Annotated in this window: 22 protein-coding genes; 14 read left to right on the top strand and 8 right to left on the bottom strand. The window is 62.8% G+C overall.

Annotated elements, in window-relative coordinates; translation table 11 throughout:
* Window positions 1-11 precede the first annotated feature (11 nt).
* Window positions 12-407 carry a DoxX family protein gene (locus WDU96_RS10295; RefSeq protein WP_337338443.1) on the top strand — a complete coding sequence of 132 codons (396 nt, stop codon included), beginning with the start codon at window positions 12-14 and terminating at the stop codon, window positions 405-407.
* Here the strand turns inward: WDU96_RS10295 and WDU96_RS10290 are convergent.
* On the bottom strand, window positions 404-1267 hold the full coding sequence (locus WDU96_RS10290; protein ID WP_337338383.1) for an NYN domain-containing protein: 864 nt from the start codon (window positions 1265-1267) through the stop codon (window positions 404-406). The genes WDU96_RS10295 and WDU96_RS10290 overlap by 4 nt on opposite strands.
* The gene (locus WDU96_RS10285; protein ID WP_337338382.1) at window positions 1267-2265 is read right to left on the bottom strand and encodes a Gfo/Idh/MocA family protein; all 999 of its coding nucleotides are present in this window, start codon (window positions 2263-2265) and stop codon (window positions 1267-1269) included. The genes WDU96_RS10290 and WDU96_RS10285 overlap by 1 nt, the downstream gene beginning before the upstream one ends.
* Window positions 2266-2335: 70 nt before the next feature.
* Here WDU96_RS10285 and WDU96_RS10280 point away from each other — a divergent pair, with 70 nt between their 5' ends.
* Window positions 2336-3664: a M20/M25/M40 family metallo-hydrolase gene (locus WDU96_RS10280; protein WP_337338381.1), complete on the top strand. Its 1329-nt coding sequence runs from the start codon at window positions 2336-2338 to the stop codon at window positions 3662-3664.
* 9 nt (window positions 3665-3673) lie between these two features.
* Here the strand turns inward: WDU96_RS10280 and WDU96_RS10275 are convergent, their stop codons facing one another.
* Genes WDU96_RS10275 through hrpA form a run of 3 tightly spaced genes read right to left on the bottom strand, consistent with a single transcriptional unit; the run spans window position 3674 to window position 9966 of the window.
* Complete coding sequence (locus WDU96_RS10275) at window positions 3674-5011, bottom strand: O-acetylhomoserine aminocarboxypropyltransferase/cysteine synthase family protein (RefSeq protein WP_337338380.1); 1338 nt, start codon at window positions 5009-5011, stop codon at window positions 3674-3676.
* Window positions 5012-5060: 49 nt separating this feature from the next.
* Window positions 5061-6014, bottom strand: a complete 954-nt coding sequence (locus tag WDU96_RS10270) for a quinone oxidoreductase family protein (protein ID WP_337338379.1) — start codon at window positions 6012-6014, stop codon at window positions 5061-5063.
* A gap of 28 nt (window positions 6015-6042) precedes the next feature.
* Window positions 6043-9966, bottom strand: coding sequence for an ATP-dependent RNA helicase HrpA (gene hrpA / locus WDU96_RS10265; RefSeq protein WP_337338378.1), 3924 nt, complete (start codon window positions 9964-9966; stop codon window positions 6043-6045).
* A gap of 79 nt (window positions 9967-10045) precedes the next feature.
* On the opposite strand from hrpA, the gene WDU96_RS10260 reads away from it, so the two are divergent.
* Window positions 10046-10882, top strand: a complete 837-nt coding sequence (locus tag WDU96_RS10260; RefSeq protein ID WP_337338377.1) for an aldo/keto reductase — start codon at window positions 10046-10048, stop codon at window positions 10880-10882.
* Window positions 10883-11066: 184 nt separating this feature from the next.
* Here WDU96_RS10260 and WDU96_RS10255 read toward each other — a convergent pair whose 3' ends face one another.
* On the bottom strand, window positions 11067-12041 hold the full coding sequence (locus WDU96_RS10255) for an NAD(P)/FAD-dependent oxidoreductase (RefSeq protein WP_337338376.1): 975 nt from the start codon (window positions 12039-12041) through the stop codon (window positions 11067-11069).
* Window positions 12042-12107: 66 nt separating this feature from the next.
* On the opposite strand from WDU96_RS10255, the gene WDU96_RS10250 reads away from it, so the two are divergent.
* Window positions 12108-12683, top strand: coding sequence for a helix-turn-helix domain-containing protein (locus WDU96_RS10250; RefSeq protein ID WP_337338375.1), 576 nt, complete (start codon window positions 12108-12110; stop codon window positions 12681-12683).
* Here WDU96_RS10250 and WDU96_RS10245 read toward each other — a convergent pair.
* Window positions 12663-14270: a dolichyl-phosphate-mannose--protein mannosyltransferase gene (locus WDU96_RS10245; RefSeq protein ID WP_337338374.1), complete on the bottom strand. Its 1608-nt coding sequence runs from the start codon at window positions 14268-14270 to the stop codon at window positions 12663-12665. The two genes, WDU96_RS10250 and WDU96_RS10245, sit on opposite strands and share 21 nt — an antisense overlap.
* A gap of 23 nt (window positions 14271-14293) precedes the next feature.
* Between WDU96_RS10245 and rsmI the strand changes: the two genes are divergently transcribed.
* From rsmI to WDU96_RS10230, 3 genes are all read left to right on the top strand, one after another.
* On the top strand, window positions 14294-15130 hold the full coding sequence (gene rsmI, locus WDU96_RS10240; RefSeq protein ID WP_337338373.1) for a 16S rRNA (cytidine(1402)-2'-O)-methyltransferase: 837 nt from the start codon (window positions 14294-14296) through the stop codon (window positions 15128-15130).
* Between the two features lie 71 nt (window positions 15131-15201).
* The gene (gene metG / locus WDU96_RS10235) at window positions 15202-16773 is read left to right on the top strand and encodes a methionine--tRNA ligase (protein ID WP_337338372.1); all 1572 of its coding nucleotides are present in this window, start codon (window positions 15202-15204) and stop codon (window positions 16771-16773) included.
* Window positions 16774-16784: 11 nt separating this feature from the next.
* Complete coding sequence (locus WDU96_RS10230; RefSeq protein WP_337338371.1) at window positions 16785-17669, top strand: TatD family hydrolase; 885 nt, start codon at window positions 16785-16787, stop codon at window positions 17667-17669.
* A 56-nt stretch (window positions 17670-17725) separates the two neighbouring features.
* On the opposite strand, the gene WDU96_RS10225 is transcribed toward WDU96_RS10230, so the two are convergent.
* Window positions 17726-19168, bottom strand: a complete 1443-nt coding sequence (locus tag WDU96_RS10225) for a sugar porter family MFS transporter (protein WP_337338370.1) — start codon at window positions 19166-19168, stop codon at window positions 17726-17728.
* A gap of 82 nt (window positions 19169-19250) precedes the next feature.
* Between WDU96_RS10225 and rsmA the strand changes: the two genes are divergently transcribed.
* The 7 genes from rsmA to WDU96_RS10190 all read left to right on the top strand — a co-directional run bounded on the left by rsmA (window position 19251) and on the right by WDU96_RS10190 (window position 25421).
* Window positions 19251-20102, top strand: coding sequence for a 16S rRNA (adenine(1518)-N(6)/adenine(1519)-N(6))-dimethyltransferase RsmA (rsmA, locus tag WDU96_RS10220; protein WP_337338369.1), 852 nt, complete (start codon window positions 19251-19253; stop codon window positions 20100-20102).
* 4 nt (window positions 20103-20106) lie between these two features.
* Window positions 20107-21174, top strand: coding sequence for an aldo/keto reductase (locus WDU96_RS10215; RefSeq protein WP_337338368.1), 1068 nt, complete (start codon window positions 20107-20109; stop codon window positions 21172-21174).
* Window positions 21175-21182: 8 nt separating this feature from the next.
* On the top strand, window positions 21183-22103 hold the full coding sequence (locus tag WDU96_RS10210; protein ID WP_337338367.1) for a 4-(cytidine 5'-diphospho)-2-C-methyl-D-erythritol kinase: 921 nt from the start codon (window positions 21183-21185) through the stop codon (window positions 22101-22103).
* Window positions 22104-22181: 78 nt separating this feature from the next.
* A complete protein-coding gene (locus WDU96_RS10205; RefSeq protein WP_337338366.1) occupies window positions 22182-23003 on the top strand; it encodes an ABC transporter ATP-binding protein in 822 nt (273 codons plus the stop codon).
* Entirely contained in the window at window positions 23000-23701 is a 702-nt protein-coding gene (locus WDU96_RS10200; RefSeq protein ID WP_337338365.1) for an ABC transporter permease, read from the top strand. Before WDU96_RS10205 ends, WDU96_RS10200 begins: the two co-directional genes overlap by 4 nt.
* Window positions 23698-24489, top strand: a complete 792-nt coding sequence (locus tag WDU96_RS10195) for an ABC transporter permease (protein ID WP_337338364.1) — start codon at window positions 23698-23700, stop codon at window positions 24487-24489. The genes WDU96_RS10200 and WDU96_RS10195 overlap by 4 nt, the downstream gene beginning before the upstream one ends.
* Window positions 24486-25421, top strand: a complete 936-nt coding sequence (locus WDU96_RS10190) for an ABC transporter substrate-binding protein (RefSeq protein ID WP_337338363.1) — start codon at window positions 24486-24488, stop codon at window positions 25419-25421. The genes WDU96_RS10195 and WDU96_RS10190 overlap by 4 nt, the downstream gene beginning before the upstream one ends.
* Window positions 25422-25475 lie beyond the last annotated feature (54 nt).

The following is a 25475-nucleotide window of genomic DNA, read 5'->3' as shown; positions in this document are numbered from 1 at the left end:
TGGCTGACGGGATGAAGGCTGTTGCGCGCTGGCTATTAGCCGCGCTGCTCGTTGCGGCGGGGGTGTCGCATCTGACCTGGGGGCGGCGCGGCTACCGCATTACCGTTCCGGACTGGGCGACGAAAGCACTGCGCACGGACAAAGACATGATCGTCGTCGCGTCGGGAGCTGTGGAGATCATGCTCGGTGCCGCGCTCGTGGTGCTGCCAGCCGATCGCACCAGGGTCGGTGCGATCGTGGCGGCGTTCTTCGTGGCGGTGCTTCCTGGAAATGTTCACCAGTGGCGCACCGGTCGCTCGGCACCGCTGATGCGTACCGACCGCTCCCGCTTTGTTCGCCTCTTTCTGCAGGTTCCGCTGATCGCATGGACCCTGTGGAGCACTCGGTCTGACGAGGTTGCTCGCTAGCTGGCTTCAGAGATGAGCCGGATCAGCACGATGTTGCCCGACTCATCCATCTCGGCGATCTTCGGATGCGCTTTCACGAAGTCGGTGAAGCTCTTGTGGCCCAGGGCCTTCTCATTGAACGATGGGTCGAGCCGTTTGATGAGGCTCTTCACCGCCGACGCGTGCTGCCACTCGGCGCCCTCTTTGTCACTTTCCAATCGCAGCGCTCGCTGCAGCAGATCTGCCGAGGGATCAGCGGCCGCCTTCTTTCGGCGAGAGCGCGTCGGCGCAGCATCCTTCTTGCCTTGATCGGGCTGAGCCACACCGGGCAACGCGTCGTATGAGTCGAACTGGTCGCACGCGGCGGCGAGCGACTTCGCCGTAGAGCCAGCGACGCCGACACCCACAACGAACCTGCCCAGGCGCTTGCAACGCTGTGCGAGCGGAACGTAGTCAGAGTCGCCAGCCACGATCACCACGTGGGTCAGGTCTGGTAGGCGGAACATGTCTTCGACGGTGTCAACCGCCAACCGAATGTCTGCGCCGTTTTTGGCATACGCGGCCGCAGGAAACAGCTGCACCAGATCGACAGCGCGGGCGACCAGCTGCGAGCGGTAGATCGCGTTCACCGGCGAAGACCAGTCGGCGTACGCGCGGGTGAGTACCAGCGTGCCGAACGACGTGGCGTAGTCGATGACCGCACCCACATCGATCATCGCCGAGGTGAGACGCTCGGCGATTTCGGGATCTTCCGGGTTCGCGGCGATCTTCTGGCGATCGCGCGAGTATGCATTGCGGCCGTGAACGCGGTCGTACCAGCTCATGACGATGTTGTCGAAGTCGAGATACACCGCGACGCGAGGGTCCTGTGCGACGGGCATCAGCGCTCTCCGGGGTACTGCACACCGATGAGTTCGCGAACCTCGTCGAGCGTCTCCATGATCGCGACTGTCTCGTCGATCGACAAGACATCACTGTCAGTTCTGCCCGCGGCGATGATCTGCTCGGCGGCGAGAGCCTGATACTGCATTCCACGCCCTTCGATATCCGAGCTGTACTCCTCGAGCACTGCGCCGTCTGGCGCAACGACACGGAACGACACCGCGGTGTACCAGACACGGTCGATCTCGATGCGGGCTTCGGTGCCAATGACGTGAGCGGTGTTCGGTCCGGCCGACTGCGACGCCGAGATTGAAGTGGAGATGGCGCCGTTCGCATGGGTCATGATGGTCGCGACCTCGACGTCTGCGCCGGTTTCTCCGATCCGAGCAGCGGCGACAATCCCTACGGGTTCACCAAGTACGTCCCACGCGAATGAGATGGGATAGATGCCGAGGTCGAGCAACGCGCCGCCGCCAAGCTCGAGTGAATTCAAGCGGTGGTTCGGGTCTGCCGAGATCTTCTGCGTGTGATCTGCCGTCACCGCACGGATCTCTCCGAGTGTGCCCGCCGCGATGATCTCGCGAACGCGAACCATATGCGGCAGGTACCGCGTCCACATCGCCTCCATCGCGAGCAGACCCTGCTCGGCGGCCACATCGCGCACCTCCTGCGCCTCTGCAGCGTTCAGCATGAACGGCTTTTCGACAAGCACGTGCTTTCCGGCTCGAAGCGCCATGATTGCGACGTCTTTGTGCATGGGATGCGGCGTGGCCACGTAGATGATGTCGACATCAGGGTCGGCAACGAGCGCTTCGTACGAACCGTGTGCGTGGGGGATGTCGTACTTCTGGGCGAACTCTTGTGCTGCCTCTGGGCGCCGCGAGCCGACCGCGGTGACCGTGCGACCGGCGGTGCGCAGATCACTTGTGAAGAGGTGGGCGATACCACCGGTGGCAAGAATGCCCCAGCGGATTTCGGATGCAGCGAGTTCAGTCATGCTCTGAGCGTAGCGAGCACAACGTCAGTGGAGCGAGAAAATGCTCAGACTGCGCCGATAGGCTCATCGGGTGGCTACTTCTGTCGATAGATTTCGTGAACTTCTTCGCATTCCGACCGTCTCGCACGCAGACGAGACGCTGACGGATTGGGCGCGATTCAGCGAGTTTGAAGCGGCGCTCGAACGCCTGTATCCGGCAACTCACGAGCATCTGACGCGCGAGGTCATCGACTCCCACTCTCTTCTCTACCGGTGGCCAGGAGTCACGAGCATCGAGCCGCTTGTACTGATGGCTCACATCGACGTCGTGCCCGTCGTCGAATCCGAATGGACCCACGCGCCATTCGGTGCCGAGATCATCGGCGAGGGCGCTCAGGCTGAGATTCACGGCCGCGGCACGATCGACGACAAGGGGTCGCTCGTGGCGATCTTCGAGGCTGTCGAGCAACTTTGCGCAGAAGGCTATGTGCCGCAACACGATATCTATTTGGCGTTCGGCCACAACGAGGAGATTGCCGGAAGCGGTGCACAGGCGCTCGTTGCCGAGTTGCGTGAACGAGGGATTCGGCCCGCGCTGGTGCTGGATGAAGGCGGCGCTGTCGTTCAAGATGTCGTGCCTGGGGTGACGGCACCGACCGCGATGGTGGGCGTCGCGGAGCGCGGTGTGATGACCCTGCTGTTGACGGCCAGCGAGGGTGGGGGTCATGCCTCGACCCCGCCAGCAATGCCGGCAACGGCGCGTCTGGCTCGGGCGATTGACCGTTTGCGCCGACGCCCGTTCCCCACCAGACTCGCAAGCCCCGTACGAGCAATGCTCACAACGCTTGCGCCTCACGCGCCGCAGCCGTTGCGGGGTCTGTTTGGCAGTCTCGGCCTCACCGGGCCGCTCGTGGCCGCGGCGTTCTCACGGTTCGGTCCCGAGATGAACGCGATCGTACGCACCACGGCCGTCGCCACGGAACTCAGCGGGGCGCCAGGCGAGAATGTGCTGGCTACATCAGCACGAGCGTCTGTCAATGTGCGGCTTCTCACGGGCGATAGCGTCGCCAGCGCAACGCAGCGCGTTCGCCGTGTCATAAACGACCCCAACGTGGACGTAACGGTTCGCCATGGCTCCGACCCGTCTCCGGTGTCGCCGTGGCGCGGTGAGGCGTGGCGACGCATCTCTTCGGCAGTATCGATCTCGTTGGGAGACGAGATCGTCACTACCCCTTACCTGCAGTTGGGTGCGAGCGACAGTCGCTGGTTTACCGCCATCAGCGACCACGTCTACCGCTTCACGCCGTTCCATCTCACGCGCGCCGAGCGCGACGCACTGCACTCCCACAACGAACGCATTCGCGTGGAGGTATGGCTGCGAGGGATCGGTTTCTATCGCGCACTCATCGAGGCGAGCTAGAACGCCTCGCTAGCTGGCTGTCGCACCCTCGAAAACCGGCACCGACGCCAGCGCCTGCGCGAGGTCGTCGATGATATCTGACGGATCTTCAAGACCTATTGATAGCCGCACGGTAGTCCAGCAGATGCGCGCTTCGAGCAGCTGCTCGGCAGAGAGATGGCTATGCGTCATTGATGCAGGATGAGCGGTGAGGCTGCGGGCATCGCCGATGTTGGCGACCAGATGAACGACCTGCAGTCGCGCGATGAAGCCTTCGACCAGAAGGAAATCTTCTTCGGTATCGCCACTCGTGTGAAGGTCAAAGGAGAACACCGCTCCGGTTCCGCGCGGCAGATACCGTGCCGCGTTGTCGTGCCACGGGCTGTTCTGCAACCCAGGATGATGAACGCGCGCAACCGAGGGGTGAGCATCGAGGTACCGAGCCACTTCGAGCGCGCTCGAAGTGTGCCGAGCCATCCGCAGATCGAGCGTTTCAATGCCTTGCAGCAGTTGGAATGCGTTGAAGGCCGACAGCGAAGGGCCGAGATCGTGCACGTACTTGGTCTTCACGAGTGTGATGTACGGTGAGCCGGTCGCGCCGAAACGTTCCAGCAGGCTGGCGCCGTGCACTCGAGCGTACGGCTCGTTGAGTTGGGGCCACCGCTCAGGATCTGCACCGAAATCGTAGGTGCCGAGGTCGACGACGACGCCGCCCAGAGATGTGCCGTGGCCGCCGAGAAATTTCGTCGCCGAGTGAACGACGATGTCGGCGCCGACATCTTTCGCCCGCTGCAGATAGGGCGTGGCTACCGTGTTGTCAATCACGAGAGGCACGCCTGCGCGGTGAGCGATCTCGGAGACAGCGGGAACGTCCAGCACCTGCGCGATTGGATTGGTGACTGACTCGGCAAAGAACGCCCGGGTTTCGGGGCGAACCGCCGCCCGCCACTCGTCGTGAGCATCTTGGTCGACAAAAGTGACTGAGATCCCCCAGTCGGCGAAAGTGTCTTGCAACAGATCGACGGTGCCGCCATAGAGCTGGCGAGCCGCGACGATGTGCTCGCCACTCTTGGCGAGGGCGAGCAATGCGACGGCGACAGCAGCCTGACCCGATGCCACGCCTGCTGCGGCGATGCCATTTTCGAGTTCCGCAACGCGGCGCTCAAACACCTGAACCGTGGGGTTAGCGGTGCGACTGTAGATGTTGCCGTCGCGCTTGAGCGCGAACAAGTCGCGTGCATGGCTCAGCGATGAGAACTCAAACGCGTTCGACTGGTGGATGGGCACAATCGCGGTATTCTCAGCCGCGCTGGGAACGTAACCCGACTGCACCTGAGCCGTGGCGAAGCCGCGCGTAGTCTCGGACATGCCTCCATTGTGTCGGCGAGGCCGCCAATCGTGCCTGATGTGTGTCGAACTATTGCGGGCGCTGGGGAAGGAGCACGATCTTCCCCTGCACACCGGACTCAAGCATGCGATGAGCTTCGGCAGCGTCGGCGAGCGCGAACGAGGGCCCGAGTTCCACAGAGAATCGGTCCGCAGCCATCAGCGCGAGGGCGAGGGGGAACGCCTCCTCGCGCCAGCGGATCTCCGCCGCAGACAACGGATCGGGCGCACCGCCTTGAAATGCGCGGATGCCGAACCCGGCAGCATCCCGACCTCTGACGATGGTGGCGATGCGGCTGCGGTCACTCACGAGCTCAAGCGAAACCGCAATCGCTTCGTCGGTACCGGCGGCGTCGATGGCGACCGTGACGCCATCGGGCGCGACCGCGCGAACACGATCTGCTAGGCCGTCGCCGTACTCGATGGCAATTGCGCCGAGTGACCGCACGCGATCAAAACGCCGAGGAGAGGAAGTAGCGATAACGCGAGCGCCCGAGAGCGTTGCGAACTGGATGATCGCCTGGCCGACTGCGCCAGAGCCGCCGTGTACCAACAGGGTGTCTGACTCACCTACGGCAAGCGAGCGGAGCGCTTGCCACGCCGTGCCAGCCGGTATACCCAACGCGGCACCCTGCGACGCGCTCACGCCCGCGGGTCGAGGGTGTACCTGCGAGGCGGGGATGCTCACCGACGACGCATACGAACCGGTCGCCCCGAAGAATGCCACCGGGTCTCCGATGCGAAAGCCGATGACGCCTTCTCCTACGGCGGTGATCACGCCGGCTCCGTCACCGCCGATGCGGCGCGGCTCGGTGATCGGCGCTGACGGACGCAGCGCCGAGCGAAGTTTCCAATCGATCGGGTTCACACCGACCGCTTCTACTCGAATCAGAAGCTCTCCCGGCATCGCCTGAGCGTCGGGAATGTGGACCAGTTCGAGAACCTCGGGTCCACCGAACTCGTTGTAGACAATCGCTTCGGCCATGTGGGTTCCAATCGGTTCGACAGTGAAGCTATTCCTTCAGCGCTTTTTGAATTCTTTGCAGTGAGGCGGGCTCGGCAGTTCCCAGCTGCTGAGCGAAGAGACTGATGCGAAACTCCTCCAGCAGCCAGCGCGTATGTTCGAGGGCGGGCGCGGCGTGCGGCGGGGGAGGGATCACGCCACCCGCTTCGGCGAAGATAGCGACGGCACGCTCCATCTCGCTCATTCGCTGCCGGTCCCGCCCCGGGTTCTCTGGCAGCGCCCGCACCCGATCCAACGCGCCTCGCAGGTAGCGAGGCAACTGGCTCAAGCGCGCCAGGCCGGTCCGCGACACGAAGCCGGGATAGATGAGGCCAGCGAGTTGACCCTTGACGTCGCCCAGCGCGCCCAGCAGCGTCAGTGAATTCTGTTCGCGCACCGCACGTTCGACATCGCGTGACGCAGTCAGAATTTTTGCGGCCAGCGAGGTGGTTCGAAACAGTTCATCCACGACAACCGATGACAGTGCATCGCGCGCCGTGGCGAATGCCGCAGCAGTACGAATGGGGTTATCCGCTGACACTCTCTCGATCACGGCGTCGGCTACTGCCGCGCGACAGTCTTCGATGAGCGCTTTCGCCGACGGATAGGGGGATGCGGCGAGTGCCAGTTTCTCGGGCGCAGTGAGATGTTCGAGCACGTAAGACGTGGGTGACGGCACCGACAGCAACAGCAAGCGGCGCACGCCCGAGAGGGTCGCTCTGGCGGCAGCTTCAGGCGTGGCTTCGATTCGCAGCGAGACCGACGCGCCATCGTCGATCACCGCCGGATAGCCGCGCACGATTCCGCCCGCGACACGCGTGTCCACGACCGCCGGCACGTCACCGAAGTTCCACTCGGTGACCCCGGAGCGCTCCGCGAAGTCCGAGCTGCCGGCCGTGGGAGCGCCTGCACTCGGCCCCGCGACGGCAGCCGGCCCGCGGGCACTTCGGGCTTGCTTCGGGCTCAGCGACTTCGCGACCGAGGCGCGGGCGCGATGAGATAGTCGCTCTTGCAACGCCGCCAAGTCGCGGTCAGAGCCGACTGCGCGGCCGCGTTCGTCGACGGCGCGGAATGACACTTGAAGGTGCCCAGGCACTCTTTGCATCTCGAAGGCCGACGCGTCAACCTGCTGGCTCGCCAGTCGCTGAATTCGTGCCGCGAGGGCCTCACGCAGCGACTGCGGTGGAAATCCGCCGTGGGCTTCGGGGCCCTGCCCCACGAGTTCAGCCGAGAATTTGGTCGCCCAGTCTGCAGCTGGCACGACATGCCTGCGGAGCGATTTGGGCAACGACCGCAACAGAGCGGTGATGAGCTCGTCGCGCATGCCTGGCACTTGCCAGTCGAAGCCGGCTGGCTTGAGCTGAGCGAGCAGAGCAAGCGGCACGACAGCGGTCACGCCATCATCGGCGGCGCCTGGCTCGAACCGATAGGCCAGCGAGAGCACCTGATCGCCCTGGTGCCATCGCGCGGGAAAGTCGCCCTCGTCGCCACGCGAGGTGTCTTCGACGAGATCGCTCTGCGCCATGTCGAGCAAGCGCGGGGTGCGGGTGGACGCATCGCGCCACCACTTCTCGAACGAACGCGCATCGAAGACTTCGCGAGGCAGGCGCGCCTCGTAGAAGCGATACACGGCTTCATCGCCCACGAGAATGTCACGACGGCGCTCCCGCTCCTCGATCTTCTCCAGCTTGCGCCGCAGCTCGAGGTTTCGACGTTCGAACGCCGTGAACCTCTTATCGAGGTGCGAGGAGTCCCAGTCGCCGTCGACGAGCGCGTTGCGCACGAACATCTCTCGCGCCAGGGGCTGGTCGAATCGTGCGAGCTGAACGCGTCGCCGAGGAATGATCTCGACGCCGAAGAGAGTGACCTTTTCATAGACGGATGCTGCGCCAGTCGCTTTCGACCAGTGCGGCTCGCTCAACTGTCGTCTCGTGAGATCGCCCGCGAGTGCTTCGGCCCACTCCGGGTCGATCGCAGCGACCGTGCGCGCAAAGAGCCTCGATGTCTCGACAAGCTCGGCTGCCATAACCGCCGACGGGCGCTTCTTCTTCAGGCCGGAACCGGGAAAGATGGCGAAACGTGCGTTTCGTGCGCCGATGTATTCAGCACCCCGACGTGCCTCGATGCGAGCAGAGGGTGGGCGCCCGCCCTGCGTTTTCGCTGGTGCGCGGTCGTCGATGATGCCCAGATGCGAGAGCAGGCCCGACATGATCGCCTTGTGGATCGTGTCCTGTTCGCTCGCGGTGGGGGCATCTGAAACTGTCCTGCGCGCACCGTCGCGCCGCTTTGCCCGCACCAGGGTGCTCAACTGGCGGTGTACGTCTGACCATTCCCGCACGCGGACGTAGTTCAAATGCTCCGCGCGGCACAGTCGTCGAAAGGCACTGGAACCGAGTTCTGCCTGCTTTTCCTGCAGGTAGTTCCACAGCGCAAGCAGGGTGAGAAAGTCGCTCGTGGGATCCACGAAGCGGGCATGCATTCGGTCGGCTTCTTCGCGGCGTTCTTCTGGCCGCTCGCGGACGTCTTGAATCGACATCCCCGCAACGATGGCGAGCACTTCCTGCTGCACCCCGGTGCGGCCAGCCTCGACGAGCATGCGTGCGAAGCGTGGATCGATCGGAAGGCGTGAGATCTCGCGCCCGAGGTCTGTGAGCGTTGCATGCTTTCCAGGTGCTGCGCCAGGCTTGACGGCTTGCAGTTCAAGCAGAAGATCGAAAGCGGCCTTGACGCCGCGCGAGTCGGGTGGCGTGAGAAAGGGGAATGCGGTGACGTCGCCAAAACCCAGCGACAGCATCTGCAGAATGACCGACGCCAGCGATGTGCGCAGGATCTCGGGCTCGGTGAACTCATCGCGACTGGTGAAGTCCGCCTCGGAGTACAGACGGATGGCGATGCCAGGGCTAGTGCGGCCGGCACGACCGGAGCGTTGCTGCGCAGACGCCTGCGAAATGGGTTCGATGGGGAGGCGCTGAATCTTGCTGCGGCTGCTGTAGCGGGAGATTCGTGCCGTGCCGGTGTCGATCACATAGCGGATGCCGGGCACGGTCAGGCTGGTTTCGGCGACGTTCGTCGCAAGGACTATGCGCCGTCGTACGCCGGCCGTGCCCGAGCGTTCGAATACTCGATGTTGCTCGGCCGAGGACAACCGCCCGTACAGCGGCAGCACCTCGGTCGGCGAAGCGTCTTTCGCGTACATGCCGCGAATGGAGTCCATGGCATCGCGGATCTCTGCTTCGCCAGGCAAGAACACGAGCACGTCGCCACCGGCTTCGCGATCCAGCTCGCGCAGTGCGGCGGTGATGCCGTCGACGTCGTCTTCAGCGTTCGCGTCGTGCGGTCGGTAGCGCACCTCAACCGGGTACGTGCGCCCAGAGACTTCGATGATGGGCGCGGGGGCTGCATCCGACCCAAAATGCTTGGCGAAGCTCTCGGGATCGATCGTTGCGCTGGTGATGATCACTTTGAGATCGGGACGCTTCGGCAGAATGCGGGCGAGATAACCCAGCAGAAAATCAACGTTCAAGGAGCGTTCGTGTGCCTCATCGACGATGATCGTGTCGTAGCGGCGCAGCAATCGATCACGGTGGATCTCGTTCAGCAGAATCCCGTCGGTGACCAGGGCGACCTTGGTCTCTGCGGTGACTTTGTCGGTGAATCGCACCTTGTAGCCGACGGTGGTGCCGAGCGGAACCTGTAGCTCTTCGGCGATGCGCTCAGCGATGGTGCGGGCGGCGATGCGTCGAGGTTGCGTGTGGGCGATCGCGGTGCGACCCAGTTCGAGGCAGATCTTGGGAAGCTGGGTGGTCTTGCCTGAGCCGGTTGCTCCTGCAACGATTACGACCTGGTTCTCGGCGATCGCGCGCGCAATGTCGTCGCGCGCCGCGCTGACAGGCAGCTCCGGCGGGTAGACGATCACGGGCTCGATGGCAGACATAGCCTTTGATCGTATCGCGAGAATGCTCTCCCAGCGTCGCCCTGTATGCACATGTACTCTTGCGCGCTAGGCTTGATCTATGACAATTCCTCACGTGATGCTCAATGACGGCAACTCGATTCCACAACTCGGCTACGGCGTCTTCTTGGTGCCCGAAGACGACACCGCGCGGGCTGTGAGCGAAGCGCTCGAATTGGGCTACCGCCACATCGACACCGCGGCGATCTACGGCAATGAAGCCGGCGTAGGCGCAGCCATTGCCGCCTCAGGTATTCCTCGCGACGAGCTCTTCATCACGACAAAGCTGTGGAACGACCGCCATGACGGCGAACAGCCGCACGCGGCGATCGCGGAAAGTCTCGAAAAGCTGGGTCTCGATCGCGTAGATCTCTATCTGGTGCACTGGCCAGCCCCTGCCAACAACAAGTACGTGCACGCGTGGGAGAAGATGATTGAGATTCGCGAGGCAGGTTTGGCCACCAGCATCGGTGTCTCCAATCACCTCGTGTCGCACCTCGACGAGATTGTGTCTGCGACCGGCGTGGTTCCGGCGGTGAACCAGATCGAACTGCACCCCGCGTACCAGCAGAGCGATATCACGGCCTGGGCCGATAAGCACGACGTGCGCATCGAGTCCTGGGGCCCTCTCGGGCAGGGCAAGTATGACCTCTTTGGTGCAGAGCCGGTTGCCGCCGCAGCGGCTGCGCACGAAAAGACTCCTGCGCAGGCGATTATTCGCTGGCACCTGCAGCGCGGCTTCATCGTCTTCCCGAAGTCAGTGCGTCGCGAGCGGCTCGCAGAGAACCTCAACGTCGTCGACTTCGAACTCAGCGCAGATGAGATGGCAGCGATCGACGCGCTGGATCCCGGTGACGGTTCCGGTCGAGTCGGCGCGCACCCAACCGAGCTCAACTAGCAGCGCCGCAGCAGCACGCTGTCGTCGAGGAGTGCTGGCTCACCCGAAGGGCTTGTCGCTTCGCGTGAGCGCACCTCGGCGATGAGCACCCGCGTCGCGAGGTCTGCGAACGTACATGCGCTTCGCCCAGCGTCTGGTCGGCTTGCCTAACCAGACGCTGGGCGTTGTCGCTATAGCTCTTGTTTCAGAACGTGACCGGTTCGATCTCGGGCTGAGGGTCGGATGCTGGGCCTTTCGCCGTGGCGTTGTCGAAATCCGCATTCGTGAGGAACGCGTTCACGGCTGCGCCCGTCATCGACCCCATTCCCATTGACAACGGCACGTTTGCGTAGGGGGTCACGACGTTGCCGACCGCCCAGATGCGCGCATCACTCGTCTGGCCCATCGCGTCAGCTTCGATGAAAGTTCCCATCGGGCCTTCCGAGACGTCGAGTTCGACATCGCTCAGGAATGCATCGCGCGCACGTGCCGGTGCGGCGACAAAGAGTGCGTCGAGCTCGACAGTCGCGCCGTCAGCGGTCTTCACTCCCCTCAGCTCCGGTGTCTCGCCGAGCACCTCGATGACCTCGCTGGTGACGACGACCACGCCGCGGGCGTTGAATCGGCTCAGCGAATCTGCGTCGAGTTCGACCCCGGCGCTGAGAAAAACGGTGACGCTCTCGCTGAGCTGCCTCACGAGCTGCGCGTGGTGCAATCCCGCGGATGACACCATCAGCACACCGATTCGACGATCCTTCACTTCCCAGCCGTGGCAGTAGGGGCAGTGCAAGACAGAGGAGCCCCAGTGCTCGGCCAGTCCGGGAATCTGCGGCAGCTCGTCGGACGCTCCGGATGCGATGACGAGAGAGCGGGCGCGTTGCGTCTCGCCATCGCGAAGGCTGACTTCGACTTGCCGCTCGGTCGAGCGCACATGCTCAGCGGCGTCACTGTGAACGGTCACGCCATACTGCTCCACCTCGGCGCGCCCGCGTGCTGCGAGTTCCCAGGGTGCGGCGCCTTCGTGGCCGAGCACGCCGTGCATGTGGTCAGCGAAGCGATTGCGTGGCTCTGAAGTGTCGAGCACGAGTACTCGTCTTCTCGAGCGACCCAGCATCAGAGCGGCGCTGAGTCCTGCCGGGCCGCCGCCAATCACAATGGTGTCCCACGTCGAAGTCTTCATGATCAGAGCTTCACCTGATCTAGCGAGTATGGCAAGCTAACTTGCAGAAACAGCAAGGAGTGTCTTATGAGCGAGCTAGATCAGGTAGGCCCTCGACTAAGAGCGGTCCGCAAAGCGCGGGGGTGGACTCTCGACGACCTAGCCAAACGTGCGCGGGTCTCGCCGAGCACTCTCTCGCGCCTGGAATCGGGAAAACGGCAGGCAACCCTGGAACTGCTGCTTCCGCTCACCAGGCAATTAGGCATTCGTGTCGATGATCTGCTGCCCGACGAAGCTCGCGATCCGCGGGTTCGTCGCCCTGAGATTCGCGAGCATGGCCACATCGTGGCACCCCTCACGCTCGAGGACTCTCCGGTGCAGACCTTCAAAGTCACCTACCCGGGCGGCGCCGCATTACCCGAGCTTCGCACTCACGACGGTTTCGAGTGGCTCTACGTGCTCGCGGGCAAGCTGCGGTTGAGGCTCGGCGACCAGGATTTGGTGCTGACGCGCGGAGAGGCCGCAGAGTTCGACACGCGGGTGCCGCACTCGCTGTCAGCAGACGGAGCCAAACCCGCCCAGATCATCAGCATCTTCAACACCGAGGGTGCGCGCATTCACACCCACCTCACCGACGCAGTCCTAGACCCAACTGAACAATGAATCGGTGTGGAGTCGCCAAAAGTCGTAGGGGACTGACATTGCAGTAGCAAGCGGGTACCAGAAAATCGCAAGTGCGACGACCACCCAGAGGAACACCCATACCAGGCGTTGCCCGGTCAGACGCCGATACCGATCGGCATCCCAGGGCCCTCGAATATCTCGCAGCGCCGTGGTGAGGGCGATCAGCATGAACGGCAACATCAGCACCGTATAGAACTGAAAGATCGTTCGCTCGGGATAAAACAGCCACGGCACGTAGGTCATCACGAGCCCGGCGAGCACCAAGGCGTCTTGCCATTCTCGACGCATCACGAAGCGATAGACGAGGTAGATGACAGCAACCACACCTGCGTACCAGACCAGGGGATTTGGATTGCTGAGGATGGCCTGCGAGCAACCACTCGCACTCGTGCACCCCGCCTCACCCAGAGCGTCTTGGTGGTAGTACATCGAGGTAGGTCGAAGAAGCAGCGGCCACTGCCAGGCTGGACTCGCGTAGGAATGCGCTGAAGAAATCCCCGCGGCGGAGTTGTATATCGCGACGTGGTCGAGCCACAGGCTCTGAAACGACAGTGGCACCCACGAGAACAGCCCGGTAGCGGGATTCGCGTCTGCGGCGTGGCGGTCATAGCCACCGTCGGTCAGCAGCCACCCCGACCACGACGCGACGTAGGTCACGAGAGCGACCGGCACGAGCAGCACGAACGAGGCGAGCCCCTGCCGCACGGCGTCCGTCGGCCAGAACAGCACGCCTGCGCGGCGGCGGGCGAGAGCGTCGGTGACGACCAGATAGATGCCGATGCCAGCAAGCACCCACGCACCCGACCATTTGACCGCGCTCGCCGCACCGAGTGTCGCGCCAGCAGCAATGATCCAGGGGCGGTTCCACAGTATTGGCCCCCAAGCGGGCGGCTCATCGCCGTCGAATCGCGCCGAGACGGTCAGTGCGATGCGTTCCATCGTTCGTTGCCGGTCGATGACTACGAACAGAAAGGCGAGCAGCACGAAGAACGTCAGCGTCATATCGAGCAGCGCGACGCGGCTCATCGAGATTGCGAGGCCGTCGGTCGCCATCAGCAACCCTGCGACAACGGCGAACGTCGTTGAGCGGGTCATCCGTTTGGCGAGCAGCATCAGCACAAGCACCGCAGCCGTGCCGAGCAGTGCGGTGGTGAAACGCCAGCCCCACCCGTTGTCGGAGCCGAACAGCAGCATGCCGACGCCGATGATCCATTTGCCCAGAGGAGGATGAATCACAAACGACGGATCGGTCAAGAAGATTCCGGTGTTGCCCGCGAGAAAGCTCTCATTGGCTCCTTCAGGCCACGCGGCCTCGTACCCCAGCTGGGTGAGCGTCCACCCATCTTTGACGTAGTAGGTCTCATCGAACTGATTCATCAGATCGTGAGGATGCGCGAGGTTCCAGAATCGCAGAATGCCCGCGAGCAGGGTCACCAGCAACGGAGCGAGCCACGAGTACGTTCGGCGTGCCCGCTCGTCGTCGCGCATGCGACCGACGAAGCGGTCGTAGATGCTCGGGCGAGCGTCGGGGAGCAACCCGGCGGCAGGCGTAGAGGCATCGGTCACCCGCCCAAGTCTAGGCTGGGGGCGTGATCATTCTTGCTGCGACGCCCATCGGAAACCTGGGCGACGCGTCTCGCCGGCTCGTCGAAACACTTGAAGAGATCACGGTGATCGCTGCCGAAGATACCCGCACCACGCAACGACTGCTTGCAGCGCTCAACGTGGCCAACCGCCCGCGTTTGATCGCTTTGCACGACCACAACGAGAAAGAACGTTCGCCCGAGATCGTCGAACTCGCGCGCGAACGAGATGTGCTGGTGCTGAGTGACGCGGGCATGCCGACGGTGAGCGACCCCGGCTACGGGCTTGTGGCGGCGGCTGCTGCTGCGGGAGTGGGAGTCACCGCGATACCCGGTCCGAGCGCGGTGCTGACCGCGCTCGCTGTGTCAGGGCTGCCGACCGATCGATTCACCTTCGAAGGCTTCGTTGCGCGCAAGCATGGCGAGCGGGTCTCGGCCTTTCGAGCGCTTGGTGCTGAGTCGCGCACGATGGTCTTCTTCGACGCGCCAACACGCGTCGCCGCCACGCTGAGCGACATGGCAGAGGTCTTCGGTGCTGCTCGAAGGGCAGCGGTGTGCCGAGAACTCACGAAGTTCTACGAAGAGACGGCGCGAGGAACACTGGCAGAACTCGTCACCTGGGCAGATGCTGGCGTTCGCGGTGAACTCGTCATCGTCGTTGCCGGAGCCGAGCCTCAGGAAATCGCATTCGACGACGCTGTCGCGCAGGTGCTTTCTCTCGTTGCCTCGGGTACGCGCCTCAAGGATGCCTCCTCAGAGGTCTCGCAGCACACCGGGCATTCGTCGCGGGAGCTCTATCAGGCTTCGCTCGCCGCGCGCACAAAGAGCTCGGCGAAGCTCTAGCAATTGCCGGCAACCTCGACTGTTCTTGTCACACGGTGATGCGCAGCATCCACTCGAACTAGAATCTTCAAGTGACTTCCGGCAGTTCTTTCTACATCACGACGCCGATCTACTACCCGAGCGATGTTCCGCACATCGGTCACGGGTACACGACCGTGGCTGTCGATACACTCGCGCGCTGGCATCGCCAGGCAGGCGACGACACGTGGATGCTCACGGGCACCGACGAGCACGGTCAGAAGATGATGCGCGCTGCGTCGGCGAACGGCGCCACTCCACAGGAGTGGGTCGATCGGCTTGTGACGCAAGAGTGGTTTCCGCTGCTCGAGACGCTTGACGTCGCCAACGATGACTTCATTCGAACCACGCAGCCGCGACACGAAGATCGCGTCAAGGCTTTCGTGCAGGCGATCTATGACCGCGGCTACATCTACGCGGGCGAGTTCGAGGCGCTCTACTGCGTTGGGTGTGAGGAATTCAAGACGGAGTCTGAGATCGTCGACGGCGCCGGTCCCTTCGAGGGCCTGAAGGTCTGCGCGATCCACTCGAAACCGCTGGAACTTCTGCAAGAGAAGAACTATTTCTTCAAGCTCAGCGAGTTTCAAGACCGACTGCTCGAGCTGTATTCCAGCGCCCCCGATTTCATTCGCCCAGACTCGGCGCGAAACGAGGTCGCGTCGTTCGTCAAGCAGGGCCTCAAAGACCTGTCGATCTCGCGCTCGACCTTTGACTGGGGCATCCAGGTTCCGTGGGATGAGAGCCACGTCATCTACGTGTGGGTCGATGCGCTCCTCAACTACGCCACGGCCGTGGGCTACGGGGCGGAGCCCGAAGAGTTCGCGCGCCGCTGGCCGGCCTACCACGTCGTCGGAAAAGACATTCTTCGCTTCCACGCCGTCATCTGGCCGGCGATGCTGATGGCCGCAGGCCTCGAAGTGCCCCGAGGAGTCTTCGCCCACGGCTGGTTGTTGGTCGGCGGCGAGAAGATGTCGAAGTCCAAGCTCACCGGCATCGCGCCGAGCGAGATCACCGATGTGTTCGGCTCAGATGCGTACCGCTTCTACTTTCTCTCGGCAATCGCGTTCGGCCAAGACGGCTCATTCTCATGGGAAGACCTCTCCGCTCGCTACCAGGCCGAACTCGCCAATGGCTTCGGCAACCTGGCCTCGCGCACGATTGCAATGATCGAGCGCTACTTCGACGGTGTGGTTCCTGAAGCTGTTGACTACAGCGACGGCGACGTGCGCATTCAAAAGACGGTCTCAGATGCCGCCGTGGCTGCCGATGCGGCCATCGAACGCTTCCGCATCGATGAAGCGATTTCGTCGATCTGGACGATCGTCGACGCGCTGAACCTGTACATCACCGAGAACGAACCGTGGGCACTGTCGAAAGACGAAGCACAGCGCGATCGGCTGGCTACGGTCTTGTACACCGCTGCAGAGGGGCTGCGTGCGCTCGCGGTGTTGCTGTCACCGGTGATGCCCATTGCTACCGCGAAGCTGTGGACTGCCCTCGGTGCAGACAGTTCGTTAGGTTCCCTTCAGAACCAGCCGGTTCGAGAGGCCGGTTCGTGGGGCATTCTGCAGTCGGGCACGAGCGTCGCCGCTTTGGTGCCGTTGTTCCCGCGAGTGGAGCAGTAGGCCTGCACGCGATGAGCGACCCGAGCAACTACGTGCGTGAGCGTCACAACGACGGCTCGAGAGATGTTCGCTGGCCTGCGGCTCCTGACCCGCTCGCCGTCGTGCTGTACGACAATCACTGTCATCTCGAGATCGCGGATGGCGACGAACCGCGCACGCTCGGCGAGCAGCTTGATCGCGCGGCTGAGGTCGGGGTGATCGGCGTCGTTCAGGCTGGGGGCGACATTGAATCCAGCCAGTGGTCGGCATGGGCAGCTCAGTCGGATCCGCGGGTGCTTGCGGCCGTAGCGATCCATCCGAACGAAGCGCCGGTGTACGCCGAAGCAGGACGACTCGATGAAGCGCTTGAGGCGATCGATGCGCTCGCTGCGCAACCGCGAGTTCGCGCGATCGGTGAAACCGGTCTCGACTTTTTTCGGACCGAGCCTGAGCGCCTTCCCGCCCAGTTCGAGAGCTTCGAAGCACACATTGCGCTGGCCAAGAAGCACGACATCGCCATGCAGATTCACGATCGTGACGCGCACGATGCCGTACTCGAAACCCTTGAGCGGGTCGGAGCGCCCGAACGAACCGTCTTTCATTGCTTCTCGGGTGACGCCGAGATGGCGCGGTACTCAGCGCACCGCGGATACTACCTTTCGTTCGCGGGCAACGTCACGTTCAAGAACGCACAGAACTTGCGCGATGCCCTCGCGGTCACCCCGTTGGAGCGCATTCTCGTCGAGACCGACGCGCCGTTTCTCACTCCAACTCCGCATCGCGGACGACCGAACGCGCCCTATCTGATTCCCGTGACTGTTCGCTTCATGGCTGCTGAGCTCGGCGTTGACGTCAACGAGCTTTGCGCGCAGATCGCTGTCAACACGATCGACGTCTACGGCTCGTTCTCGCAGTAGTCGGGCCGAGCGGTGCGCACCGGCGGCGACGCAGGTGGCCGCCGGTGCCGCGTGCGTCAGTCTTTGCGCTTGCGTGCAAACAGGGTCTCAGACTGTTCTAGCTCCATCCCCTTGGTTTCGGGAATGCGCAGCAGCACGAAGAAGAACGACAGCGCCGCGAACATGGCGTACATCCCGTACGTGAACGGCAGCGACCATGTCGACATCGCGGGGAAGGTCATGGTGATCGTGAAGTTCGCGAGCCACTGTGCGCCGGCAGCGACGCCGAGCGCTTTGGCACGGATGCGGTTGGGGAAGATCTCGCCCAGAAGCACCCATACCAGCGGCCCCCACGAAGCGCCAAAGCCCACGACGAACAGGTTGGCAGCCACGATGGCGATCGGTGCCCACACGCCGGGAAGGCTCAGATCGTCGCCCGATCCCTCCGCGAACGCAAATGACAATGCCATCGCCCCCAGCGATATCGCCATGATGACCGAGCCGGTGAGAAGAATCGGCTTTCGCCCCACGCGGTCAACGAGGAAGATCGCCACCAGCGTCACAAGCACGTTTGTGACGCTCGTCACCACGCTGATCAGCGGTGCGTTGGTCAGGCCGACCGAGTTCCACAGACTCGTCGAATAGTAGAAGATGACGTTGATGCCAACGAACTGCTGGAACACCGACAAGATGATGCCGATCCAGACGATCGGCTGCAGACCGAACGCTTTTCCACGCAGCGAGACGTTCGCGTTCTTCTGATCGGTTTCGATGGCTGCGATCAGCTCGTTCATCGTCTTGTCGAGGTCAACCTCAGGCACGAGACGCGAATAGATCTTTCGTGCTTCGTCGCTTCGTCCCTTGGCGATCAGATAGCGAGGTGACTCGGGCAGCGTGAACGAGAGCACACCGTACACGGCAGCGGGGAACACTCCGACGAGGAACATCCATCGCCACGCCTCGAGGCCGAGCCACAGCACGTTGTCGGCGCCGCCGGCGATGTCTTCAAGCCAATAGTCGCTCAGCAACGCGGTGAAGATGCCGAGCGTGATGGCGAGTTGCTGCAGCGAGGCCAGACCACCGCGAATCTGACGCGGTGCGACCTCAGCGATGTAGGCCGGCGCGATGACGGAGGCGATGCCGATGCCGAGTCCGCCGACCACGCGCCACAGCGCCAGATCCCACACGCTGAATGCCAGAGCGGCGCCCACCGAGTTGACGAAGAAGAGAATTGCGCCCAGCCACATGACTTTGAGTCGACCCCACCGGTCGGCGAGGCTTCCTGCCAGCATTGCTCCCGCAGCGCAGCCGAGAAGTGCGACGGCAACCACGAGGCCGGTAACGAAGTCGTTGAGTGCGAAGTCGCTCTGAATTGACTCGACGGCGCCATTGACGACCGACGAATCGAAGCCGAACAGAAACCCTCCGACCGCGGCGGCGACAGCAAGGCCGATCGCACGTTTTCCATAGGGGCTGCGGATCGAAAATGTATCCGCAGGAAGGGCATCGCTGGAGTTCATAGACGTCACGTTAGCGCGCGAAAGCGCGTCATGCGGCCGGGCGTGCGCCGCGTTACGATGCGCTACTGGTTACAGTAAACGCATGCCCGTAACACTTCTGGGTGCCGCGGAGATTCGCGCACTTGCCGCTGAGCTTGATGTCACTCCCACGAAGAAGCTCGGTCAGAACTTCGTGGTCGATGCGAACTCGGTGAGAAAGATCGTTCACGTGGCCAAGGTGCAACCGCACGAGCGTGTCGTCGAGGTGGGGCCTGGCCTCGGCTCGCTCACGCTCGCGATCCTCGAGACGGGTGCTCGTGTCACGGCGGTCGAGATCGACCATCGCCTCGCTGAGAAGTTGCCCTCCACGGCGGCTTCTCACGGGGTAGAGCCCGGCGCTCTCACAGTGGTGGATGCTGATGCGCTGCGAATCACTGAGCTTGACGGAAGACCGACTGTGCTCGTGGCAAATTTGCCGTACAACGTGTCGGTGCCGGTGTTGCTGCACTTCCTCGAGCACTTCGATTTCATCGAGCGGGGCGTGGTTATGGTGCAGTCCGAGGTGGGGGAGCGCCTTGCGGCCCCACCCGGATCGAAGGTGTATGGCTCACCGAGTGTGAAGGCCGCGTGGTACGGCTGTTGGCGTCTTGCCGGCACGGTATCGCGGCAGGTGTTCTGGCCCGTGCCCAATGTTGACAGCGTCTTGGTGGCGTTTGATCGAGACTCCGACCCGCGCGGGAGCGAAGCCGAGCGGCGAAGAACGTTCGAAATCGTGGATGCTGCCTTTGGTCAGCGTCGAAAAATGCTGCGTCAGGCGCTCGCTAGCGTTCTTGGCGGCTCAGCCGCGGCAGCATCCGCCATTTTGGAAAGTGCGGGAGTCGCCCCAACCGCACGCGGTGAGCAACTGTCGATCGAAGACTTCGTGCGAATCGCCCGTGTTGCGCCGGTAGCCTAAGCGTGTGACTGAACAATCGCGATACCTTTCCCGTGGCGGCGACCTGAACCGTCCGTACCTGGCTGCCACCGAGCGCTACGACGCGCCCGACTTTCGCCGCGTGGGCAATTCAGGGCTTGTTCTTCCCGCCATTTCGCTTGGCCTGTGGTGGAACTTCGGCGACAACATTCCATTCGACAACCAGCGGGCACTGTTGCGCCACGCCTTCGACCGCGGCATCACGCACTTCGACCTTGCCAATAACTACGGCCCGCCGTACGGAACTGCTGAGATCAACTTCGGGCGCATGATGCGCGAGGACTTCGCGCCCTATCGTGATGAGCTCATCATCTCGTCGAAGGCGGGCTACGACATGTGGCCCGGGCCATACGGCAACGGGGGTTCGCGCAAATACGTCCTCGCGAGCGCCGAGCGTTCGCTCAAGAACATGAGCATCGACTACGTCGATATCTTCTACTCCCATCGCTTCGACGCCGACGTTCCGATGGAGGAGACCATTGGCGCGCTCGACACGCTCGTGCGGCAGGGTAAGGCGCTCTACGTGGGCATCTCGTCGTACTCCGCGCAGCAGTCGGTTGAAGCTGCCGCTATCGCGCGCTCGATGGGCACACCGTTGGTGATTCATCAGCCGTCGTACTCGATCGCGAACAGGTGGATCGAAGATGGTCTGACTGCGGCGCTCAAGCAAGAGAACATGGGTGCGATCGTCTTCACCCCGCTCGCGCAGGGGCTGCTCACAGACAAGTACCTCGCCGGGGGTCCCGCCGATCGTGCACAACAGCGTTCTTCGCTGCCGGGCAAGCAGGTGAGCGAGAAAGGGGCGACGCGTCTTCGCGGACTCGACACCATCGCGCGCGAACGCGGGCAGTCGCTGGCGCAGCTGGCCCTGCAGTGGGTGCTGCGCGACTCTGTCGTCGCCTCAGCGCTCATCGGAGCCTCGCGGCCCGCTCAGATCGACGAGAATCTGGCGGCGTTGGACGGCCCCGCCTTCACGGCCGAAGAGCTCGAGCAGATCGACGCGCTGTCGCAAGACATGGGTGAAGGTATGTGGGCGGAGCCGGAGCAGGAGTGAGCGAGGCGATGACCACGCCGGGTGTCCGCGTGCGTGCGCCCGGCAAGCTCAATGTGTTCTTCGAGGTTGGCCCGCTCAAAGACGATGGCTTTCATGACGTCGCGTCGGCGTATCAAGCAGTTTCGCTCTATGAAGACCTTTGGGCCGAAGACGCGGACGAGTTCACCATCGCGATTTCGGGCACGGTAGATGTTTCCACCGTGCCCGCCGATGACCGAAATCTCGCTGTTCGAGCCGCGAGATTGCTTGCCAAGACCATTGGTCATACCGGGGGCGTGCACCTTGACATCGTGAAACACGTGCCGGTTGCCGGCGGGATGGGTGGTGGGTCTGCCGACGCTGCGGCGGCCCTTGTCGCTTGTGATGCGCTGTGGGGCAGCGACCTGAGCCACGCTGAATTGCAGCGCCTCGGAGCGCGGCTGGGAGCCGACGTGCCTTTCGCGCTCATGGGAGGCACGGCGATCGGTACCGGCCGTGGTGACGAGCTCAGTCCGGCGCTGGCCAAGGGGCGCTTCGATTGGGTCTTGGTCACCAGCGAGGCGGGGCTGTCGACCCCCGAGGTCTACGGCAAGTTGGACGAGTTGCGTGATAACGGGGCCATTGCGTTCGCCCGCTCGCAAGTGCGTGACGTTGCACCGGGCGTGCTTCACGCGTTGCGAGCAGGAGACCCCAGCGCACTAGCCGAGCACGTGCGAAACGATATGCAGGCGGCAGCTCTTGCGATCAGGCCGGAGCTTCGTGACACCCTTGAACTGGGCGATCGAGCCGGGGCCCTGGCGAGCGTGGTGTCAGGTTCTGGCCCGACGACTGCGTTCCTCGCCGGCGATCGTGAATCGGCGCTTGATCTTCAGATCAGCCTGGCGGCCGCCGGGTATCACGCACTTCATGTTCATGGCCCGGTGGCGGGCGCGAGGATATTACACGCCTGAGAGCAATTCTTCTGCTCCCCGCCCTAGGGGGTGGGGCGTCCGATACGCTCGAAACTCCACCCAGTGGGGGTTATCGCCATGATTGAGTTCGAACACGTCACCAAGCAGTTCCCTGACGGCACCACCGCGGTAGACGACTTCAGTCTCCTCATGCCACCGCACAAGACAACCGTTCTGGTTGGCTCGTCAGGGTGCGGCAAGACCACGCTGCTGCGAATGATCAATCGCATGGTGGATGCCACCAGCGGCACCATCTCGATCGATGGCGATGACATCGCCACCCGTGAGCCCGTGAAACTTCGCCGCAGCATCGGCTACGTCATGCAGAACTCGGGCTTGATGCCGCACTTCACGGTGATCGACAACATCGCCACTGTTCCCGTGCTTCGGGGCGTCGCTCGCAAACAAGCGCGTGCGCAGGCAATGGAGTTACTCGACACGGTCGGCCTTGACCGGGCACTCGCCAAGCGCTACCCACGCCAGCTATCTGGCGGGCAACAACAGCGGGTCGGGGTTGCAAGAGGACTTGCCGCAAATCCGAACATACTGCTCATGGACGAGCCGTTCGGCGCCGTGGACCCGATTGTGCGGGCCGATCTTCAACAAGAACTGCTCCGACTTCAGCAGGGGCTGGGTAAGACCGTGGTTTTCGTCACACACGACATTGACGAAGCATTCCTCCTCGGAGACCAGGTCGTGATCCTGCAAAAAGGTGCCCAGATCGCGCAAGTGGGCGCGCCGAGCGAGATCATCGAGCGGCCGGCATCTGACTTCGTCGCAGACTTTATCGGCGCCGATCGAGGTAAGCGCGCGCTCCGGCTCAAAAAGACACCTCATGGCACTGTTGTGGTCGATAGCGCAGGTCGCACACAAGGCGCGATCGTCGAAAGTAGCTCGTGAGCTGGCTGTTCGCCAACTTCGAGCTCGTTTGGGAGCTGAGTCTCAACCACATCCGGTTGAGCATCATTCCGATCGTGCTCGGCTTTGTCATTGCAGTGCCGCTTGGCCGCGCGACTCTGGCTGGCCGCGCTGCGCGCGGGACGATCGTCACGATCACAAGCCTGCTTTACACGATTCCGTCACTCCCACTGTTCGTGATCTTGCCCGCGATACTCGGCACTCGTGTGCTGAGCGATATCAACCTCATCGTGGCGCTCACCATCTATGCCGTTGCGATCATGGTTCGGTCATCTGCAGACGCCTTTGCGTCTGTCTCGGTCGATACCAAACAGTCAGCTACAGCGATGGGTTTCTCGCGCTGGAGCAGATTCTGGAGGGTTGAGTTCCCGCTCGCGGGGCCCGTGCTACTTGCCGGCTTGCGGATCGTCTCGGTGTCAACGATCGCGTTGGTCTCGGTGGGTGTGCTCATCGGCTCGCAGAACCTCGGATACCTGTTTGTCAACGGCAAAGCACGAAACAATCTCGAAGAAGTCGTGGTCGGCATCGTCGCGAGTCTGTTGATCGCCCTCATTTTTGACATGATTCTGGTCGCGGCAGGACGCCTGCTATTGCCATGGAATCGGAACGACAAAGCGTCCGCTCGCCGCGCGGATATTGCCAGCATGGCCGCGCCGATCAAGGCGAGTGAGCCCGCATGAATCTCTTCATTGATGCGTTCGCCTGGTTGTTCGATCCGGCCAATTGGCAGCCGGGCTCCCAGTCGCCGTTGCCCTTGCAAGACCGAATTGCTGAGCACTTGCTATACACGTTCCTGGCGGTCGCCATCGCGGCGCTGATCGCGTTGCCCGCGGGCTTCTACATTGGCCACACTGGTCGAGGCAGGCAGTTTGTGATCAGCTTCACCGGTGCCATGCGTGCGTTGCCGACACTTGGGGTGCTGTTCTTTCTCACCATGGTCTTGGGATCGATGGTGAGGGGCACCGCCGGGGTGTTTTGGGGAACCATGATCGCTCTTGTGATTCTGGCTATCCCGTCGATTCTTGCGGGTGCGTACGCCGGACTGGAATCGGTGTCTCGACAGACGATCGATGCAGCGCGGGCAAACGGCATGACTGAGATGCAGATTCTGACACGGGTAGAGATTCCACTCGCGTTGCCGCTGATCATCGGCGGACTGCGTTCCGGAGTCCTTCAAGTCATAGCGACAGCGGTGATCGCGTCCTACGCGGGACTCGGCGGCATAGGTCGTGTCATCTCGAGCGGGATCGGCCTCAACGACTACGACCGAATACTTGGCGGCGCGATTCTCGTAACCGTTGTTGCGCTAGTCATCGACGGTGCGTTTGCCATTGTCCAACGACTCACTCGAGTGCCGGGCGCTGGCAATCATGCCGTACGCGCCAAGGAAACAAAGCTTCGCCGACGAGCGACCCGCTCGTCGGCGGCGGTGGAAACACCAATCCGAGAAGGGAATGTCACAGCATGAGATTTTCAAAGAAGGGCCGGGTGGCCGCAAGCCTCATCGCGGTCGGAGCTGTCGTAGCTCTGGCAGGGTGCACGCAGTCCGACCCCACAGCTCCCGAGACCGACGGCGATACAAATGCGATGTCAGACACGATCGTCGTAGGATCTTTCGCGTTTCCTGAGAGCGAAATTTTGGGTGAGATCTACGCCCAGGCGCTTGAAGCAGCGGGATTCGATGTCGACACTCAGTTCAACATCGGACCGCGTCAGCAGACGATCCCTGCCCTGCAAGATGGGTCGATCAATCTGATACCCGAGTACAACGGCAACCTGCTTGCGTACTACGACACCGAGTTTGAAGAGCGCACCACTGAGGATGTCGACGCCGCGCTGGTCGACGCAGTCGCGGCCGACGATCTCGTGGTCTACGACTCCGCCGCGGCCGAAGACAAGGATGCGTACGTCGTGACGAGCGAGTTTGCCGAGGCGAACGATCTCACCGAGATAGGTGACCTTGCCGGAGTGCAGCCGTTCGTGCTCGGCGCGAACCCGCAGTTCGGCGAGCTCGGCTACGGCATTCCGGGCCTGGCATCGGTCTACGGCGTCACAGACGTCGAATTCGTGCCGATTGAAGACTTCGGCGGGCCTGACACTGTGAAGCAGCTCGTCGACGACACGGTGCAGGTGGCCGACATCTACACGACTTCACCCGCTCTCGTCGCTGAGGACCTTGTCGTGCTTGAGGATCCAGAGAACCTCATTGCCGCGCAGAACATCATTCCGCTGGCCAGCACTGCGATTGACTCGGAAGAGCTCGCGGCAGTGCTCAACGAGATCTCTGCCGCGCTCACTACCGACGATCTGATCGCGCTTCGCGATCGCGTTGAGGGAGACGAGCAGGCATCGGCTGCCACCGCAGCCACGGACTGGTTGACTGAGAACGGTCTTCTCTGATCCCATCGGCTCTGCAAGGCGGTGACGGGCCGCGAGCGCTTGCTCGCAGTTCGT

It is taken from the genome of Microbacterium marmarense, from assembly GCF_037204165.1.
Taxonomy (GTDB): domain Bacteria; phylum Actinomycetota; class Actinomycetes; order Actinomycetales; family Microbacteriaceae; genus Microbacterium; species Microbacterium marmarense.
The sequence above is the reverse complement of the archived record's forward strand: the minus strand, read 5'-3'. Positions and strand labels throughout refer to the sequence as shown.